Origin of the sequence: Spirosoma foliorum, from assembly GCF_014117325.1 — a bacterium.
Classification (GTDB): Bacteria; Bacteroidota; Bacteroidia; order Cytophagales; family Spirosomataceae; genus Spirosoma; species Spirosoma foliorum.
In genome coordinates, this window is record NZ_CP059732.1 from 7,643,774 (window position 1) to 7,660,460 (window position 16,687).

The window sequence follows — 16,687 nt, forward strand, 5'->3', positions numbered from 1 at the left end:
CGTTCGCTAAAAATACGTCTTTATTTTCCTTGTTAATTAGAAACGATATAAATAAAAACGGTGGCTCAAATAACTAAACATCAATTTTTGCCTATACAGTAATCGTGTCGTACTTTTGGGCGCTAATAAAAAATTAGTGGTGATTTATGTTGATTCACTCAATTAATATAGTTCATAAAATGAGTTGTTTATACAAGCTTTGCGGAGTCGTAGTTCTATCACTTATGCTGCTGATTTCTGGTGGCCAAGTGAAGGCACAGGATGCAGCTGCTCCAGCAGGCGGTGGTGATGCTGAAAAAGGAAAGACCCTGTTTACTAACAACTGCGCCCAATGTCACGCGGTGACTGGCGAGAAAGTAGTAGGTCCTGGTCTGAAAGGAATTGAAAGCCGTGCTCCAAGTAAAGATTGGTTGCACAAATGGATTCGGAACTCATCGGCGGTTATTGCCAGCGGTGATGCTTATGCTAACCAGGTGTTCAATGCCAATGGTAAAATTCAAATGTCAAGCTTCCCAAGCTTGACAGATGCAGACATCGATGGTATCTTAGCCTATATCGATGCGGCCAACAAGCCCGCAGCAGCTACAACTGCTCCAACAGGTGGTGGTAATGCCGGTCCTGCTCCTGCAACGGCAACTTCTGGCCCATCAGAACTTTTTACATTTGTATTGATCGCTTTGTTACTAGTAATGTTGCTGGTTCTGGGCGTTCTGTTAGCAATTGTATCAATTCTGTCGAAAGCCGTATCACCTGTTGCCGACGGAACACAAGTTACGTCTACATTTGGCCAACGCCTTAAAACAGGCTTGTCGGACGCTTTCAACAACCCAACGCTTCGTTCGATTGTTATTTGGCTGTTTCTTTTAGTTGCGGCAAAAGAAACGATCGATGGTGCATATAGTGTCGGTATTCAGCAAGGTTATGCCCCAAAGCAACCTATTGCTTACTCGCATAAACTGCACGCGGGTCAATACAAAATTGACTGTAACTACTGCCATACGGGTGCTCAGAAGGGGAAGAATGCTACGATCCCTGCGGCTAACATCTGTATGAACTGTCACGGTGTCATCAAGAAAGAGTCACCAGAGATTCAAAAGATTTACACGGCTATTGAAGAGAATCGCCCTATCGAATGGGTTCGGGTTCACAATCTGCCTGACTTGGCTTACTTCAACCACTCACAACACGTAAACGTTGGTAATGTTGCCTGTCAGACTTGCCACGGAGAAATTGAGAAGATGGAAGTAGTAGAAGCTCGTTCATCGTTGACGATGGGCTGGTGTATCGACTGTCACCGTCGGACCGAGGTGAATACCAAAGACAACGCGTACTATGACAAACTCGTTGCTCTTCACCGGAAAGAAAGTAAAGAACCGCTCAAGGTAGCTAACATTGGCGGTCTGGAATGTTCTAAATGTCACTATTAATCCACGGGGCCTAATCTGGCCAGCTCACCAATAGTAGGGTACTTACCGCATACAACACGCATGGAAAATACATCTAAACGGTATTGGAAAGGGGTTGAGGAGTTACGCAATGATGAGACGTTTGTTAAGAACGCCAACAGCGAATTTGCGAATCCTGACCTGAGCGAATCGTCGAACGACCTGGATGGTTTGCTCGGGGGTTCTAACACCCAACGCCGTGACTTCCTCAAAGTAATGGGCTTTGGCATGGCAGCCGTATCATTGGCTGCTTGTGAAACGCCAGTCCATAAAGCCATTCCGTACATCAACAAGCCGGAATTTACATTCCCATCAATATCTGACTATTACGCGTCTACGTTTAGTGAAGGCGGAGATTATGCAGCTATTTTAGTAGAAACCCGCGAAGGTCGACCCATTAAAATAGAAGGTAATACATCGTCAAGCGTATCGAAAGGTGGTACAACACCCCGCTCGCAGGCTGCAGTTCTGTCGCTTTACGATATCGATAAATTGAAAGGACCAAAGCGTGGGGATGCTGACCTCGATTGGGCAACTGCCGATAAAGAGATCATTAGCCAGTTAAATTCAATTGCTGCAAAAAGTGGAGCAATTCGTATTGTAACCTCTACGATTCTTAGCCCAGCGACCAAAGCTGTTATTGCTGATTTCGCTGCGAAATACCCAACAACCCGCCACATTACGTACGATGCCCATTCTGTATTTGGTATTGTACAGGCTAACCAGGCTTCGTTTGGTAAAGCGGTAATCCCATCCTATGATTTTGGCAAAGCGCAGACAATTGTTAGCGTTGGCGCCGATTTCCTGGGTACCTGGGTTGGCCCTATCGAATACATGGGGCCTTATGCCAAAGGCCGTAAAATTGGTGCTGTAGGTGATGGTAAGAAAACCATGTCGCGCCACTATCAATTCGAGACCGGTCTTTCTATGACGGGTGCGAATGCTGATTATCGTACTGCTATCAAACCTTCGCAGGAAGGTTTGGTTGTTGCGGCTCTGTATAACAAAGTAGCAGCTAAATTGGGCGGAACAGCTATTAGCACAGCATCGGTTGACGTTGCTCATTTAGATAAGGCAGCTACAGACCTAGCTAATTCTAAAGGTAAAGCACTGGTCGTATCTGGCTCGAATGACCCGAATGTTCAGATCGTTGTTAATGCGCTTAATAACCTACTAGGTAGCTACGGTACAACAATCGATATTAACACCCCCGTTAATTATCGGCAGGGTAACGATCAGCAAATGAGCGCCTTCATTAGTGAAGCTAAAGCTGGTCAGGTTGGTGCAGTATTGTTCTATGGATCAAATCCTGTATATGACCACCCAAATGGTGCTGAACTTGCTGAAGCACTACCTAAAATTGCTTTATCTGTTTCATTTGCTGATCGGGCAGATGAAACCGCTTCTCTATCGAAATATATTACACCAGCTCCTCACTTCCTGGAATGCTGGGATGACGCTGAGCCAAAGCAAGGTTTTTACAGCCTTACGCAGCCAGCGATCACGCTTATTTTCAAAACACGTCAATTCCAGTCTAGTCTGTTGACCTGGGTTGGTAAGCCGAACGATTACCAGGCTTATCTGAAGAATTACTGGCGTGCTAACCAGTATCCAAAGGCATCTGGCTTTAGCTCGTTTGAAGCATTCTGGGTAAAATGTCTGAACGACGGTGTATTTGAACCCAATAACGGTGCTGTGACGGCAGGTGGCGCTTCGTTCACCGGAAATGTTGCACAAGCCGCTGCTGGAATCGCCCAACGTTACAAACCAACAACAGGAATGGAGTTGTCTTTGTACGAAAAAGTGGGTGTCGGTACAGGCGCTATGGCTAATAACCCATGGTTGCAAGAGTTACCTGATTCAATTTCAAAAGCTTGCTGGGACAACTACGCGGCCATTTCGCAAAAAACGGCCAAAGCGATGGGTGTTGCCCAAAATGATCTGGTAACTGTTTCAGTAAATGGTAAGTCAGTTGAACTTCCTGTATTGATCCAACCTGGTCAGGCCGACGATACGGTATCCATTGCGATTGGTTATGGTCGTGAGAAAGGCGGTAAAGTAGCCAATGGTGTTGGTAAAAATGTGTTCCCATTTGTTAGCCTGGCAGGTGGTTATGCTACTTACTCGTCTACCTCAGCTAAAGTAGAAAAAGCAAGTGGTTCGCATGTAATCGCTCAAACCCAGACGCACGAAACCGTAATGGGACGTCGGGCGGTTTTACAGGAAAGTGTTCTGTCTGAATACGTAAAAAATCCGAAAGCAGGTCGTTACGAACCGAAAGTACAAACATCAGTAGGCCCAACCGATTCAAACGATATTACCCTCTGGAACGGTTATGGTAAGCCGAACCACTCATGGGGTATGGTCATCGACCTGAACTCCTGCTTAGGTTGCGGTACGTGTATTGTTGCTTGTAACGCTGAAAACAATATTCAGGTAGTTGGCCGTAAGGAGGTTATTAATCGCCGTGAAATGCACTGGCTTCGGATTGACCGCTACTACAGCAGCGATGCCGAGCCTGAAGATTACTCGGCACTGGAAATTGCTTCTGCTAACCCAGAGGTAACGTTCCAACCAATGCTTTGCCAGCATTGCAGTAACGCTCCTTGCGAAACGGTTTGTCCAGTTCTTGCAACAACCCACAGCACGGAAGGTCTGAACCAAATGACCTATAACCGTTGTATCGGAACACGTTATTGCGCTAACAACTGCCCCTATAAAGTTCGTCGCTTCAACTGGTTCAAGTATTTTGACAATGATAACTTCGATTATCATTTCAACAATGACCTGGGCAAAATGGTCATCAATCCAGATGTAACGGTTCGTTCACGTGGGGTAATTGAAAAATGCTCATTCTGTGTTCAACGGATTCAGGAAAGCAAATTGACCGCTAAGAAAGAGCGTCGTAAACTGGGTGCCGATGAAGTTCAAACCGCTTGTTCGCAGGCTTGTTCTACCGGGGCTATTATCTTTGGTGATATGAACAACCCTGAGAGCACGATCTCTAAAGTTCTTGCGGTTGAGTCAGAAGCACGTGCATTCCATGTATTGGAAGAAATCAATGTAAGACCACAAATTTCTTACTTGACCAAAATCCGGAACAAGGACGAAGAACCAAAGAAAGAAGCTACTAAAGAATCACACGCATAAAATCAATTACGATTTACGAATTGCGATGTTAACAATGTCGTAATTCGTAAATCGGACATCGTCAATCGTAAATACAATAAGTATATGTCGCATGTTACAGCAGCCGTAAGAACTCCCCTCGTTACCGGTGGCAAAACCTACGCCGACGTGACGGAGGATATCAGCAAACAGGTTGAAGGCAACCCAACCCGCGAGTGGACAATCGCCTTTACCATTGCGGTGGTTGTGCTCATTTACGGAGCCGCCTGCGTGTTCTGGACCTGGTGGGAAGGATTGGGCGTTTGGGGACTTAATAAAACTGTCGGCTGGGCGTGGGACATCACCAACTTCGTATGGTGGGTTGGTATCGGTCACGCCGGTACACTGATTTCGGCTATTCTGTTGTTATTCCGCCAAAAATGGCGGACGGCTGTTAACCGGGCAGCTGAGGCCATGACCATCTTTGCCGTATTGTGTGCTGCCAGCTTTATCATGATGCACGCAGGTCGTCCATGGGTAGCTTACTGGTGTTTGCCATTACCTAATACACTCGGTTCGCTTTGGGTAAACTTCAAATCGCCACTTGTTTGGGACGTATTTGCCATTAGCACATACTTTACCGTATCGTTGGTATTCTGGTACATGGGTCTTATCCCTGACTTAGCTACGATTCGTGACCGGGCGAAAAGCAAAGTATCTCGTTACATCTACGGTGCTTTCTCATTAGGATGGAATGGTTCGGCAAAAACCTGGGCTCGCTATGAATACATGAGCTTGATTCTGGCCGGTCTTTCAACACCACTTGTACTTTCGGTACACACTATTGTAAGTATGGACTTTGCTACCTCGGTTATTCCAGGTTGGCACACAACCATCTTCCCTCCTTACTTCGTTGCCGGTGCTATCTTCTCTGGTTTCGCAATGGTACAGAACCTGGTCTTAATTATCCGGGTCGTATTCAAACTAGAAGATTATATCACGCTTGAGCACATCGAGTCAATGAATAAGGTCATCACACTGACCGGTTCGATTGTAGGGGTTGCTTATTTAACCGAGTTCTTCATTGCATGGTACTCTGGTGTTGAATTTGAAGGCTACGCCTTTATTAACCGTGCTACTGGTCCATACTGGTGGGCTTACTGGGCTATGATGACCTGTAACGTAATTACTCCACAGCTTTTCTGGTCACGGGCAATCCGCCGGAGTATTGTTTGGACTTTTGTGTTGTCGGTTATTGTAAATATTGGGATGTGGTTTGAGCGTTTCGTAATTATCGTAACCTCTTTACACCGCGATTACCTGCCATCAAGCTGGGCAATGTTCCACCCAACGCTGTTTGATATTAGCGATTATATTTTCTCATTCGGATTCTTCTTTACCCTGTTCCTGCTGTTCTCGAAATTCCTCCCAGTTGTGAACATGGCCGAAGTTAAAACGATCATTAAATCGTCGTCTGAAATATTACCCGCTTCGGTATCAGGCGTTGCCAAAGGCGAACGCGTTACCAACCCAACATTTAATAAAGACGTAGAATAAAATTGGTTTAGCTTCCAGGTGGAATACGTCTGGAGGCTACAAACTGAAATCTGAAACAAAAGAAAGGTATGTCAGACGTACATGGTAGCAGTAAATTCCTGGTCGGCATTTTTGATGATGACGATGTGGTACTGAAGGCCGTTAAAGAAGTAAGAAATTCTGGAGTACGGATTCAGGAGGTTTACTCCCCGTTTCCAATTCACGGATTAGATATTGCGCTTGGTCACCCACGCAGTCGCTTGGGAATCGCAGCTTTCTTGTTTGGCCTATCTGGAACACTTACGGCTCTAGCACTTACCTTCTATACGGAAGGTTTCGACTGGCCAATGATTGTTGGTGGTAAAGATTCTTACTCACCAGTCATTTATGTACCTGTTATTTTCGAATTAACAGTACTGTTTTGCGCCCTAGGTATGGTCGGTACATTCATTGTATCCAATGGCATGGGTCCTACGGTTAAGCCGCTGATGTACGATCTCAGAACAACCGATAACAAATTTGCAATGGCTATTGACCTGAGCAAAAACAATATTGGTGAAAGTGATATTGAGCAGATCCTGAAAAAGTCAGGTGCTGCTGAAGTTAATGTTAAGCAGTTCTAATGTTCAGGATGGGAATGATTACTAAACATACGAGCATAACAGCACTAGCTGTCATTGGACTACTGGTTGCAGGCACATCCTGCAAAAGAGGACACGACAATACTGGTGTTGAATATGCCCCTCAGATGTATGATGCTGTCGGTTATGAACCCTATCGCCAGATCAAACCAAATACTATAAACCCACAAGGGTTGAACATGCGCCTTCCGGCGCGTGGAACAGTTGCCCGGCCTAACTATCATACAACATTCGGTGAAGGTAGCGAAGCTAAAACTGACCTGATGATGTATAATATTCCGGCAGATAGCATCGGAATTGCAGAGCGTGTATTAACAAACCCAATTCCTCAGACTGAAAAGTCGCTGGCAGAAGGTCAAATTTTGTACACACGTTACTGCAGTCATTGTCATGGCGAAACAGGCAAAGGAGATGGATTAGTAGCCGCTCAATATAAGGGCGTCCCTAACTACACAACCGATGCGTACAAGTCATTAAACGACGGCCATATTTTCCATGTGATTACGCACGGAAAAGGTCGCATGTGGCCTCATGGTTCCCAGATTACACCAGAGGACAGATGGAAAATTGTGCAATACGTACATAAACTCCAACAAGGTTAATTCAACGCCAGACGTGCAGTGAAAGACACTGACAATCGGCAGTTTCTATAACAGACGTCTACCGTTTTTTTATTAATTGACAACCAAATAAGAATGGCATCGGCTCACGCAATACCGTCCTTAGACGAAGAATTTGAATTTACTGCGGAATCCAAACGTCGATTACTGATCGGCATCGGAGCCGGAGTCGCGTTGGTAGCAATTGGCGCGTACTTACTGGCATCAGGTGCTGGTTCGCATGAAGCTCATGGAGCTGCTCACGCTGCAGGAGCACATGAAGCCCATGGTGGAGGGCACCATGAGTACAAATGGACTACTCGCCTATGGGCAAACGTCTGGGTGAACGCTGTTTATTTCACTGGAGCGTCTGTTGTAGGGATGTTTTTCATGTCGTACAACTACTTGGCTCAAGCCGGCTGGTCTGTTGCGTTCAAACGCATTCCAGAGGCCATGCCTGCCTATTTGCCATTTATGTTAGTCGCTGTACTGGCTACATTCTTTATTGCTGGTCACGACATGTTCCACTGGACAAACCCAGGTTTGTATGACAAAGCCAGTCCAGATTTTGATCCAATTATCAATGGCAAAAAAGGCTTTTTAAATACCCCCTTCTACCTGGGACGTATTATCGCCTACTTTGGTCTATGGTATTTCTTATGGCAACGGTTACGTAGTTTCTCGCTTCAGGAAGATCTGTATGGCGGGACTACATACTATGAAAAGAGCATCAAATTCGGAGTTGCCTTCTTACTGGTTTTCGGCGTAACGTCTTCTACCTCAGCTTGGGATTTTGTCATGTCGATCGATACGCACTGGTTCAGTACGATGTTCGGTTGGTATACACTAGCAAGCTGGCACGTAACCGGCTTGGCTATCATTACGCTGACAGTAGTGACGTTGAAAGAGAAGGGTTATATGCAGTGGGTTAATGAAAGCCATCTGCATGATCTGGGTAAATTCATGTTTGCATTCAGTATTTTCTGGACTTATGTGTGGTTTGCACAATTTATGCTGATCTACTACGCTAACTTACCTGAAGAAACCATTTACTATCGTGAGCGTTTTAGTGGTTTTGGTGGTATCTATAAAGCTCCATTCTTTATAAACATCCTCCTAAACTTTGTATTCCCCTTCCTCGTTTTAATGACTCGCGATGCAAAGCGAACATTCATCATCTTGAAAGTGGCTGCGTGGGGTATCATCATTGGGCACTACTTTGACTTCTATACGAACATTATGCCAGGAACGGTAGGTGCGCATGGTGGTTTTGGTCCAGTTGAATTCGGTATGATTTTAATTTTTGCCTGTGGATTTGCTTATAGTCTGTTTTCACAATTGACGAAAGCTAATCTGATTCCTAAGAATCACCCGATGTTAGAGGAAACCCTGCATCACGATATTTAAACATTAACCTCTAGAAAGCATGGTTTATATAGTCGCTTTGTTGACGGTAATCTTTTTGGGACTAGCAGCTGTTGTTGTTTCCCGGATGGCGGCCGTTGTGAAGAACGCAAGTGGCCCAGTTGAAGAAGGGCATATTGGATTGAGTAACCGTATTAACGGTATGCTAATGATTGTTTTTTTTGTATTGGGTATGATTGGCGCTGCCTGGTCATTCATCTACGCAAAGCAATTCTTTTTACCTGAAGCATCGTCCCCACACGGTCGGCATACAGATTTTCTGTTTTGGTTGGGGATGAGTATCATCACAATTGCTTTTGTTGTTACGAATGCCTTGTTGTTTTTCTTCGCCTGGCGTTACCAGCATCGGGATGGCTATAAAGCTGCTTATTATCCAGAAAACCACAAACTGGAATTAATCTGGACGGTAATTCCGGCAGTAGTGATGGCGTTATTAGTATTTACAGGATGGAAAGCATGGCGTGATATTATGGCCGAAGCTCCTGAAAATGCACAAGTGTTTGAAATCGTTGGTAAGCAATTCAACTGGATCGCACGTTACCCTGGTGTTGATAACAACAAATTGGGTTCGTTCAACTACAAGTTGATTGACAACAATAACGAAACAGGAATTGACTATACAGATGAAGCATCGTTTGATGATTTTGTCTCTACTTCGGAATTACACATTCCTGTTAATAAGCCAATTTTATTGAAGATTCGTGCTCGTGATGTACTGCACAGCGTATTTATTCCTCACCTACGCGTGAAAATGGATGCTGTGCCAGGTATGCCAACCCGTTTTCAGTTCACTGCTGATAAAACAACAGACGAAATGAAAAACATTACAGGCAATCCTAACTTTACGTACGAGATTGCGTGTACAGAAGTATGTGGTCAAGGTCACTTCTCTATGCGGATACGTTTAGTAGTTGAAGACGAAGCGTCTTGGCAAGCCTGGTGCAAAGAGCAAAAGCCTTTATTAACATCAACACCTGAGCTGGCAAGTCGTATTCCTGCTAATCTGAAAGCGAAAGCTGCCAAGTATTTGCCTGCTGACGCAACAGCTGCACCAGCAGACAGTGTAACCGCATCAATATTACCAAAGGGTGTAATTGTAGCTAGTGCCACCCATTAATTTCTAAACTTACATTCAACCAAATACTATGGCGACTGTATCAGCTAACTCGGCAACCGTGGCACATGCAGCAGAGCATGACCATCACGAGCCGCAAAGTTTTTGGCGCACGTATATTTTCTCGGAAGACCATAAAACAATTGCCAAACAGTACCTGATATCAGGTATCTTCTGGTCAATTATTGGAATTAGCCTGTCGGTAATGTTCCGTCTTCAATTGGGCTTTCCTGGCATGAAGTTAGATTTCCTGCGTCCAATTCTTGGCACCTGGATTAATGATACTGGTAAGCTTGATCCTGATTTTTACCTGGCATTGGTAACGATGCACGGTACAATCATGGTATTCTTCGTATTGACTGCCGGTTTAAGTGGTACGTTTTCGAACTTTCTTATTCCACTTCAAGTAGGTGCTCGGGATATGGCTTCAGGCTTCCTGAACATGTTATCGTACTGGTTCTTCTTTTTAGCCAGTCTTATCATGTTTGGCTCGCTATTCATCGAGACAGGCCCAGCATCAGGCGGTTGGGTGATTTATCCGCCATTAAGTGCTTTGCCACAAGCCCATAAAGGATCGGAGCTGGGTATGACTTTGTGGTTGGTAAGTATGGCCCTGTTTATCGTATCGCAGTTACTTGGTGGTATCAACTACATCACAACTGTCATTAACCTGCGGACACGGGGTATGTCGTTCAGCAAACTGCCATTAACAATCTGGGCTTTCTTGCTGACGGCTATATTGGGTTTAATCTCTTTCCCTGTATTACTTTCGGCTGCTCTGTTGCTTATTTTTGACCGTAGTTTTGGTACGAGCTTCTATCTCTCTGAAATTTATATCAAAGGAGAAGCACTACCAAATGTAGGTGGTAGCCCGATTTTATTCCAGCACTTATTCTGGTTCCTGGGTCACCCTGAAGTATATATCGTATTGCTTCCTGCACTTGGTATGACTTCTGAAATCATTGCAACCAATTCACGGAAGCCAATTTTCGGATACCGTGCCATGATTGCATCTATGATGGGTATCGCTTTCCTTGCCTTTATTGTATGGGCTCACCATATGTTCGTAACGGGGATGAACCCATTCCTGGGATCAATTTTCATGTTCCTAACGTTGATCATCGCTGTTCCATCGGCCGTTAAAGCATTCAACTACATTACGACGCTGTGGCGGGGTAACATCCGGTTCACACCGGCCATGCTGTTCTCTATCGGTCTGGTATCGTTCTTTATCTCGGGTGGTCTGACAGGTATTATTCTGGGTAACTCAGCGCTTGATATCCAATTGCACGACACGTATTTCGTAGTAGCTCACTTCCACTTAGTAATGGGAGCTGCGTCGGCCTTTGGCTTATTGGCTGGTGTTTATCACTGGTTCCCAAAAATGTTCGGCAAAATGATGAACGAGAAGCTCGGTTATGTTCACTTCTGGTTGACGTTTATCGGTATCTATCTCGTATTCTTCCCAATGCACTACATTGGTATCGCAGGTTTCCCTCGTCGGTACTATGCATTTACGAGCTACGATTTCACGAAGAACATCTTCGCTGATATGAATGCATTCATCAGCTTGGCTGCTATTTTCACCTTCGCAGCTCAGTGGATATTCATCTATAACTTTGTTTATAGCTTAATCAAAGGAAAGAAAGCTCCTCAAAATCCATGGCGGTCAAATACCCTGGAATGGACGGCTCCAATCAATCCTGGACATGGTAACTGGCCTGGTGAAATTCCTGCCGTGTACCGTTGGCCATATGATTATAGCAAGCCAGGTGCCAAGGATGACTTCATTCCTCAAAACGTGCCATATTCACAAACTCCTGAATCTAATCTGCCCCATGAAAATGAGCTGATTGGTTTGGAAAAAGAGATTGAGGCACAAAATCTGAATGACCAGTTCAATCAGCCTCATTAATAAAAAAGAACAGCGTTTTCGGAGCCTGGCTCTACTGACAGTAATTGCTATCTATCTGGTTATATTGGCCGGTGGAATTGTCAGAGGAACAGGCTCCGGAATGGGCTGTCCTGATTGGCCAAAGTGTTTTGGGCGTTGGGTACCACCTACTGAAATTTCGCAACTTCCGGCAAACTATCAGGAGATTTATGGTGCTAAACTGAAAGGAGAAATTGAGTTTAACGCTACAAAGACCTGGATAGAATACGCCAATCGATTAGTAGGTGTTTTATCCGGTTTTTTTGTTTTTGCCACGTTACTATCGTCTATAACCTATCTTCGGAAAGATAAAGCAATCTTCTGGGGAAGTCTGGTCGCATTTCTTTTAATTGGTGTTAATGGATGGTTAGGTTCCCGTGTAGTTGCTACGGAATTAGCTCATTACATGGTTACCATACACATGCTTTTAGCGTTAGTAGTGGTCTTTGCATTACTTTTTATCCTGGTTCGTTCTAACGTTGGTCGATTGCAAATTGATTCTCCTAAGTCTTCCTCGTTAAGCTGGTTATTGTTTACAGCCTTAATCGTGACACTGGGGCAGATTATATTGGGAACGCAGGTAAGAGATGCCTTAGATGAAGTGGTTAAGCGATTAGGATATTCACAACAAGATAACTGGATTGGTAGCTTAGATTGGCGTTTTTATGTTCATCGCTCGTTTTCATTAGCTCTGTTAATCTTTCACGTAATTGTTGTTTACCAACTACGTAAAACAGTCAAAGGTGGTTTAGTATCTACGTTAACTACAGCGCTAATTGCTGTTATTACGATAGAAATTGTATCTGGTATTATAATGGCTTATTGGGGAGTGCCAGCATTCGCGCAACCTGTCCATTTGGAGCTTGCCACAATACTAATTGGGTTACAATTTTCGATGTGGTTGCTGGTAACGCCAGCATTGATAGTGTCTGGTCATAAATCTGAGAGGTCGCGATTAGTAGAGGCATAATATGGAAAAGACATTGGCAATAGCAGTTATTAACGTAAAAGCTAAAGCTTACATTGAGTTATTGAAACTAAAGCTTACGCTGGCAGTCGTATTCTCCGGTGTGTTTGGTTATTGTTTGGCAGTAGATCAGATTAACTGGTGGATGATAGCTATATTAATTGTGGCTTCTATTTGCATGACAGGAGCGGCTAATATCATCAATCAAATAATAGAAAAAGATTCAGATAAGGTAATGAAACGAACCGCAGTTCGGCCATTACCAACGGGGCGACTTACCGTTCGCGAAGCGGCAACCTTTGCCTTTATTCTCTTTGGGGCAGCGTGTTACTTATACGTTCAGTTCTTTAATATTAGAGCCGCTGCTTTAGCTGTACTCTCTTTATTGCTGTATGGATTTGTTTATACACCGCTCAAACGAAAAGGGCAAGTCGCGGTGTTTGTAGGTGCTTTGCCTGGCGCTTTTCCGCCAATGATAGGCTGGGTAGCCGCAACAAACCATTTTGGTTGGATACCAGGTATTTTGTTTGCGGTACAGTTTTTCTGGCAGTTCCCTCATTTCTGGTCTATTGGCTGGCTGGCTTTTGATGAATATAAAAAAGCAGGTATTCAAATGATGCCCGGAAATGGGAAAACGACCGATACGGCTTTTAGAATCATGATTTATACGCTATTCCTGTTGCCTATAGGATGGCTTCCTTTCCTTCTGGGGGTGACAGGAATATATTCAGCTTTAGTTGCGACAATAGGCGGAATCTTGTTCTTAGCGCAAACGTTTCACTTGATGAGAACGTGTACTGATAAGGCAGCTCTACAAATGATGTTTGGATCATTGTTGTATTTGCCTGTGGTACAGATTGTTTACCTATTAGATAAAGTATAACAACAAATCATGAGTGAATTAGTAAACGACATTACATTAGTTGAAGAGCCGCAGGAAACGCTCTCGATGAATCCCCGCAAGTTTATACTGTGGTTGTTCATTGTTAGTATTATTATGCTTTTTGCCGCTATGACCAGTGCTTATCTGGTTCGAAGGGCGGAAGGCAATTGGCTGGAGTATGATATACCTGCAATATTTAAGTACAGTTCAATTGTACTGATTGCGAGTAGTCTGACAATGCACTGGGCTTATCTGTCTGCAAAAAAAGACAATTTTGGCAGTCTGAAAATTGCGATAACTATTACTTTTGTGCTTGGTGTGATTTTCCTGTACATGCAGTTTCAGGGTTGGGTTGCCTTGGTTAACGAAAACGTTTTCTTCGTTGGTAACCCGGCTGGGTCGTTCATGTATATTTTTACGGGCTTGCATGGGTTCCATCTAATCTCTGGCCTTGTCGTATTAGTCGTAGCATTGATAGCGTCTTTTCGGCTTCGCATTCATGCCAAAAGCATGAACCAGATTGAGATTGCGGCCGTTTACTGGCATTTTTTAGATATTTTGTGGTTGTATTTGTTTTTCTTTTTAGTCTATTTCCATTGATAATCTCTTAGACGCATGGCGGCTACTGTAACACACGATACCCTGACGCACGAATCGGATCAAATATTCGACAAGAAAACCTGGATGGGTGGGGTTGAACCAATGAAAGTGAGCTACGGCAAGCTGATGATGTGGTTCTTCCTGATCTCCGATACATTCACGTTTTCGGCTTTGCTGGTCACGTATGGCTTAATTCGCTATAGCTACCCCTCCTGGGACCCGGCTATTTACGGCGAAGTATTTAAGTTTTCGAACTTATACTGGCCAACACCCGAAATGGTTTATGCGTCAGTACCCTTCTTGCATGGCGTACACGCTCCGCTGATTTTCGTTGGTATCATGACCTTCATCCTTATCTTCAGTAGCGTTACGATGGTACTTGCTGTTGAAGCTGGACACCGAATGGATCGTGCCGATGTAGAAAAGTACATGCTTTGGACGATTCTTGGCGGATTCACTTTCCTGGGAAGCCAGGCTTGGGAGTGGTCTCACTTTATTCATGGAACAGAAACGGGTACAACCATTAGCGAACTTATAAATGGCCAAACAATTCAACGGACCATTTTCGGTGCTAACCTTGTCGAAAACCAGTACGGCCCTCCTGCTTTCGCTGACCTGTTTTTCTTTATCACGGGCTTCCACGGAACACACGTATTGAGTGGTGTGGTATTGAACATTCTGATTTTCTATCGGACGGCAACAGGATTATATGATCGTCGTGGCCACTATGAAATGGTTGAGAAAGTTGGTCTCTACTGGCACTTTGTCGATCTGGTTTGGGTATTTGTATTTACGTTCTTTTATCTGGTATAATAACTGTCTATCATGTCTGATCATTCACACGGAACCCACGAGGTTGGCGAAATACCACCCGCTAATACCGGCCTTATCTGGCGCACGTTCATAATCCTGTCTGTCATTACAGCGTTTGAGTTTACGCTGGCTTACTTAATGAAAGCGGGTACATTAAGAACAACAATTTTCGTATTGATGACATTGGTTAAAGCTTTTTATATCGTTGGTGAGTTTATGCACCTTAAGCACGAGGTAAAAAGCCTGATCTGGGCAATTGTCATTCCAGTAGTTTTTGTCATTTGGTTACTGGTTGCTTTATTAACTGAAGGTGGAGCAATAGGCAACGCAGTTTTTGGGGTTCATTAACGTATGACAACCATTCAAAAAGCCGGGATCCTGCTCGCTACGCTGCTGGTCCCGGCTTTGCTGTATCTTTTCCTCCGGTTTGGTACGCAGAATCATTATGTGCTGGGCCGTTATTTACCCAAAATTGACTCGACCCGAGGAGAGCCCTTAATGGGGAAAGTCAAGTTGCCCGATGGCAGCGAAATAGTCGATACGATTTACAACCACATCCCCCCATTCAAACTAATCGATCAGGATGGGAAAGTAATTGACCAATCTATCGTAAAGAATAAGATTTATGTAGCTAGCTTTTTCTTTACGCGTTGTGGGACAATTTGTCCCCGAATCTCCTCTCAGCTTACACGGGTGCAGGATATTTTTGTCAATAATCCTGATATCATTTTTCTATCGCACACGGTTGATCCCGAACATGACCGCCCTGAGCAATTAAAGGCATACGCACAGAAGTACAATGCAATCCCTGGAAGGTGGTATTTTCTGACAGGTAGTAAAACAGACATTTACAATCTGGCGATGCACGGCTATTATCTTCCAACGGTCGATGCAGGTCTTAAAGCAGGCAAACCCGACGAAACTTTTATTCATAGCGAAAAGTTGGTGTTAGTAGATAAAGAAGGGATTGTTAGAGGGTTTTACGACGGGACTGACAAGGAAGATGTAGACCGGTTGGTGCTGGAAATCCGTGTGTTGTTGGATATTTATAGTAAAGAATAAATTTGTGAAAAAATGCAAACAGTACAACCAGTTCAGGAGCAAAAAGCAAATCGGGTAATCAACGCGTTAGCGCTGGCCATACCGCTTGCCGTAGCTGTTTTGCTTGGTATTCGACAAAAGGTTGATTTAGGAGACTGGACAACTTATTTGCCGCACATTAATGGCATTATCAATTCCCTGACAACGGTCTTACTGTTAATGGGATTCTATTTTATCAAGCAAAAGAACATAGAGGCCCACAAACGTACAATGTTGGCCGCCTTTACGCTTGGGTCGCTGTTTTTGATAAGTTATGTGCTCTATCATCTGACAAATGAATCAACTCCATTTGGTGGACAGGGCTGGATTCGTCCGGTTTATTATTTTCTGCTGATATCACACATCGTACTGTCAGTTGTGGTTGTTTGGTTTGTCTTACGAGCTGTTTACTATGCGTTGAGCGGACAAATAGCTCGGCATAAGCAAACAGTAAAATATGCTTTTCCAATTTGGCTATATGTTAGCATCACAGGAGTCATAGTTTATTTAATGATCAAGCCATATTACTTGCATTAATCTGGA

At 44.1% G+C, this 16,687-nt stretch carries 15 protein-coding genes; all 15 read left to right on the forward strand.

Annotation, left to right across the window (positions count from 1 at the left end; all coding sequences use genetic code 11):
• Positions 1-146: 146 nt before the first annotated feature.
• Positions 147-1,427: a c-type cytochrome gene (locus H3H32_RS32130; protein WP_182459812.1), complete on the forward strand. Its 1,281-nt coding sequence runs from the start codon at positions 147-149 to the stop codon at positions 1,425-1,427.
• Positions 1,428-1,487: 60 nt separating this feature from the next.
• Positions 1,488-4,595: a TAT-variant-translocated molybdopterin oxidoreductase gene (locus H3H32_RS32135; RefSeq protein WP_182459813.1), complete on the forward strand. Its 3,108-nt coding sequence runs from the start codon at positions 1,488-1,490 to the stop codon at positions 4,593-4,595.
• A gap of 84 nt (positions 4,596-4,679) precedes the next feature.
• Positions 4,680-6,110 carry an NrfD/PsrC family molybdoenzyme membrane anchor subunit gene (gene nrfD / locus H3H32_RS32140; protein ID WP_182459814.1) on the forward strand — a complete coding sequence of 477 codons (1,431 nt, stop codon included), beginning with the start codon at positions 4,680-4,682 and terminating at the stop codon, positions 6,108-6,110.
• Between the two features lie 68 nt (positions 6,111-6,178).
• The gene (locus H3H32_RS32145) at positions 6,179-6,712 is read left to right on the forward strand and encodes a DUF3341 domain-containing protein (protein WP_182459815.1); all 534 of its coding nucleotides are present in this window, start codon (positions 6,179-6,181) and stop codon (positions 6,710-6,712) included.
• Positions 6,713-6,726: 14 nt separating this feature from the next.
• On the forward strand, positions 6,727-7,332 hold the full coding sequence (locus H3H32_RS32150; RefSeq protein WP_182459816.1) for a c-type cytochrome: 606 nt from the start codon (positions 6,727-6,729) through the stop codon (positions 7,330-7,332).
• A 93-nt stretch (positions 7,333-7,425) separates the two neighbouring features.
• A complete protein-coding gene (locus H3H32_RS32155) occupies positions 7,426-8,736 on the forward strand; it encodes a quinol:cytochrome C oxidoreductase (protein ID WP_182459817.1) in 1,311 nt (436 codons plus the stop codon).
• A gap of 19 nt (positions 8,737-8,755) precedes the next feature.
• Positions 8,756-9,871, forward strand: a complete 1,116-nt coding sequence (locus H3H32_RS32160; protein ID WP_182459818.1) for a cytochrome c oxidase subunit II — start codon at positions 8,756-8,758, stop codon at positions 9,869-9,871.
• Between the two features lie 28 nt (positions 9,872-9,899).
• Positions 9,900-11,783: a cytochrome c oxidase subunit I gene (locus H3H32_RS32165; protein ID WP_182459819.1), complete on the forward strand. Its 1,884-nt coding sequence runs from the start codon at positions 9,900-9,902 to the stop codon at positions 11,781-11,783.
• Complete coding sequence (locus H3H32_RS32170; protein ID WP_182459820.1) at positions 11,758-12,771, forward strand: COX15/CtaA family protein; 1,014 nt, start codon at positions 11,758-11,760, stop codon at positions 12,769-12,771. Before H3H32_RS32165 ends, H3H32_RS32170 begins: the two co-directional genes overlap by 26 nt.
• Before the next feature lies 1 nt (position 12,772).
• Entirely contained in the window at positions 12,773-13,651 is an 879-nt protein-coding gene (gene cyoE, locus H3H32_RS32175) for a heme o synthase (RefSeq protein ID WP_182459821.1), read from the forward strand.
• Positions 13,652-13,660: 9 nt separating this feature from the next.
• Positions 13,661-14,251, forward strand: coding sequence for a cytochrome c oxidase subunit 3 (locus H3H32_RS32180; RefSeq protein ID WP_182459822.1), 591 nt, complete (start codon positions 13,661-13,663; stop codon positions 14,249-14,251).
• Between the two features lie 15 nt (positions 14,252-14,266).
• On the forward strand, positions 14,267-15,064 hold the full coding sequence (locus H3H32_RS32185) for a cytochrome c oxidase subunit 3 (protein ID WP_182459823.1): 798 nt from the start codon (positions 14,267-14,269) through the stop codon (positions 15,062-15,064).
• Positions 15,065-15,076: 12 nt separating this feature from the next.
• Positions 15,077-15,412 carry a cytochrome C oxidase subunit IV family protein gene (locus H3H32_RS32190; protein WP_182459824.1) on the forward strand — a complete coding sequence of 112 codons (336 nt, stop codon included), beginning with the start codon at positions 15,077-15,079 and terminating at the stop codon, positions 15,410-15,412.
• Positions 15,413-15,415: 3 nt separating this feature from the next.
• On the forward strand, positions 15,416-16,126 hold the full coding sequence (locus H3H32_RS32195) for an SCO family protein (RefSeq protein ID WP_182459825.1): 711 nt from the start codon (positions 15,416-15,418) through the stop codon (positions 16,124-16,126).
• Positions 16,127-16,138: 12 nt separating this feature from the next.
• A complete protein-coding gene (locus tag H3H32_RS32200; RefSeq protein ID WP_182459826.1) occupies positions 16,139-16,681 on the forward strand; it encodes a DUF420 domain-containing protein in 543 nt (180 codons plus the stop codon).
• Positions 16,682-16,687 lie beyond the last annotated feature (6 nt).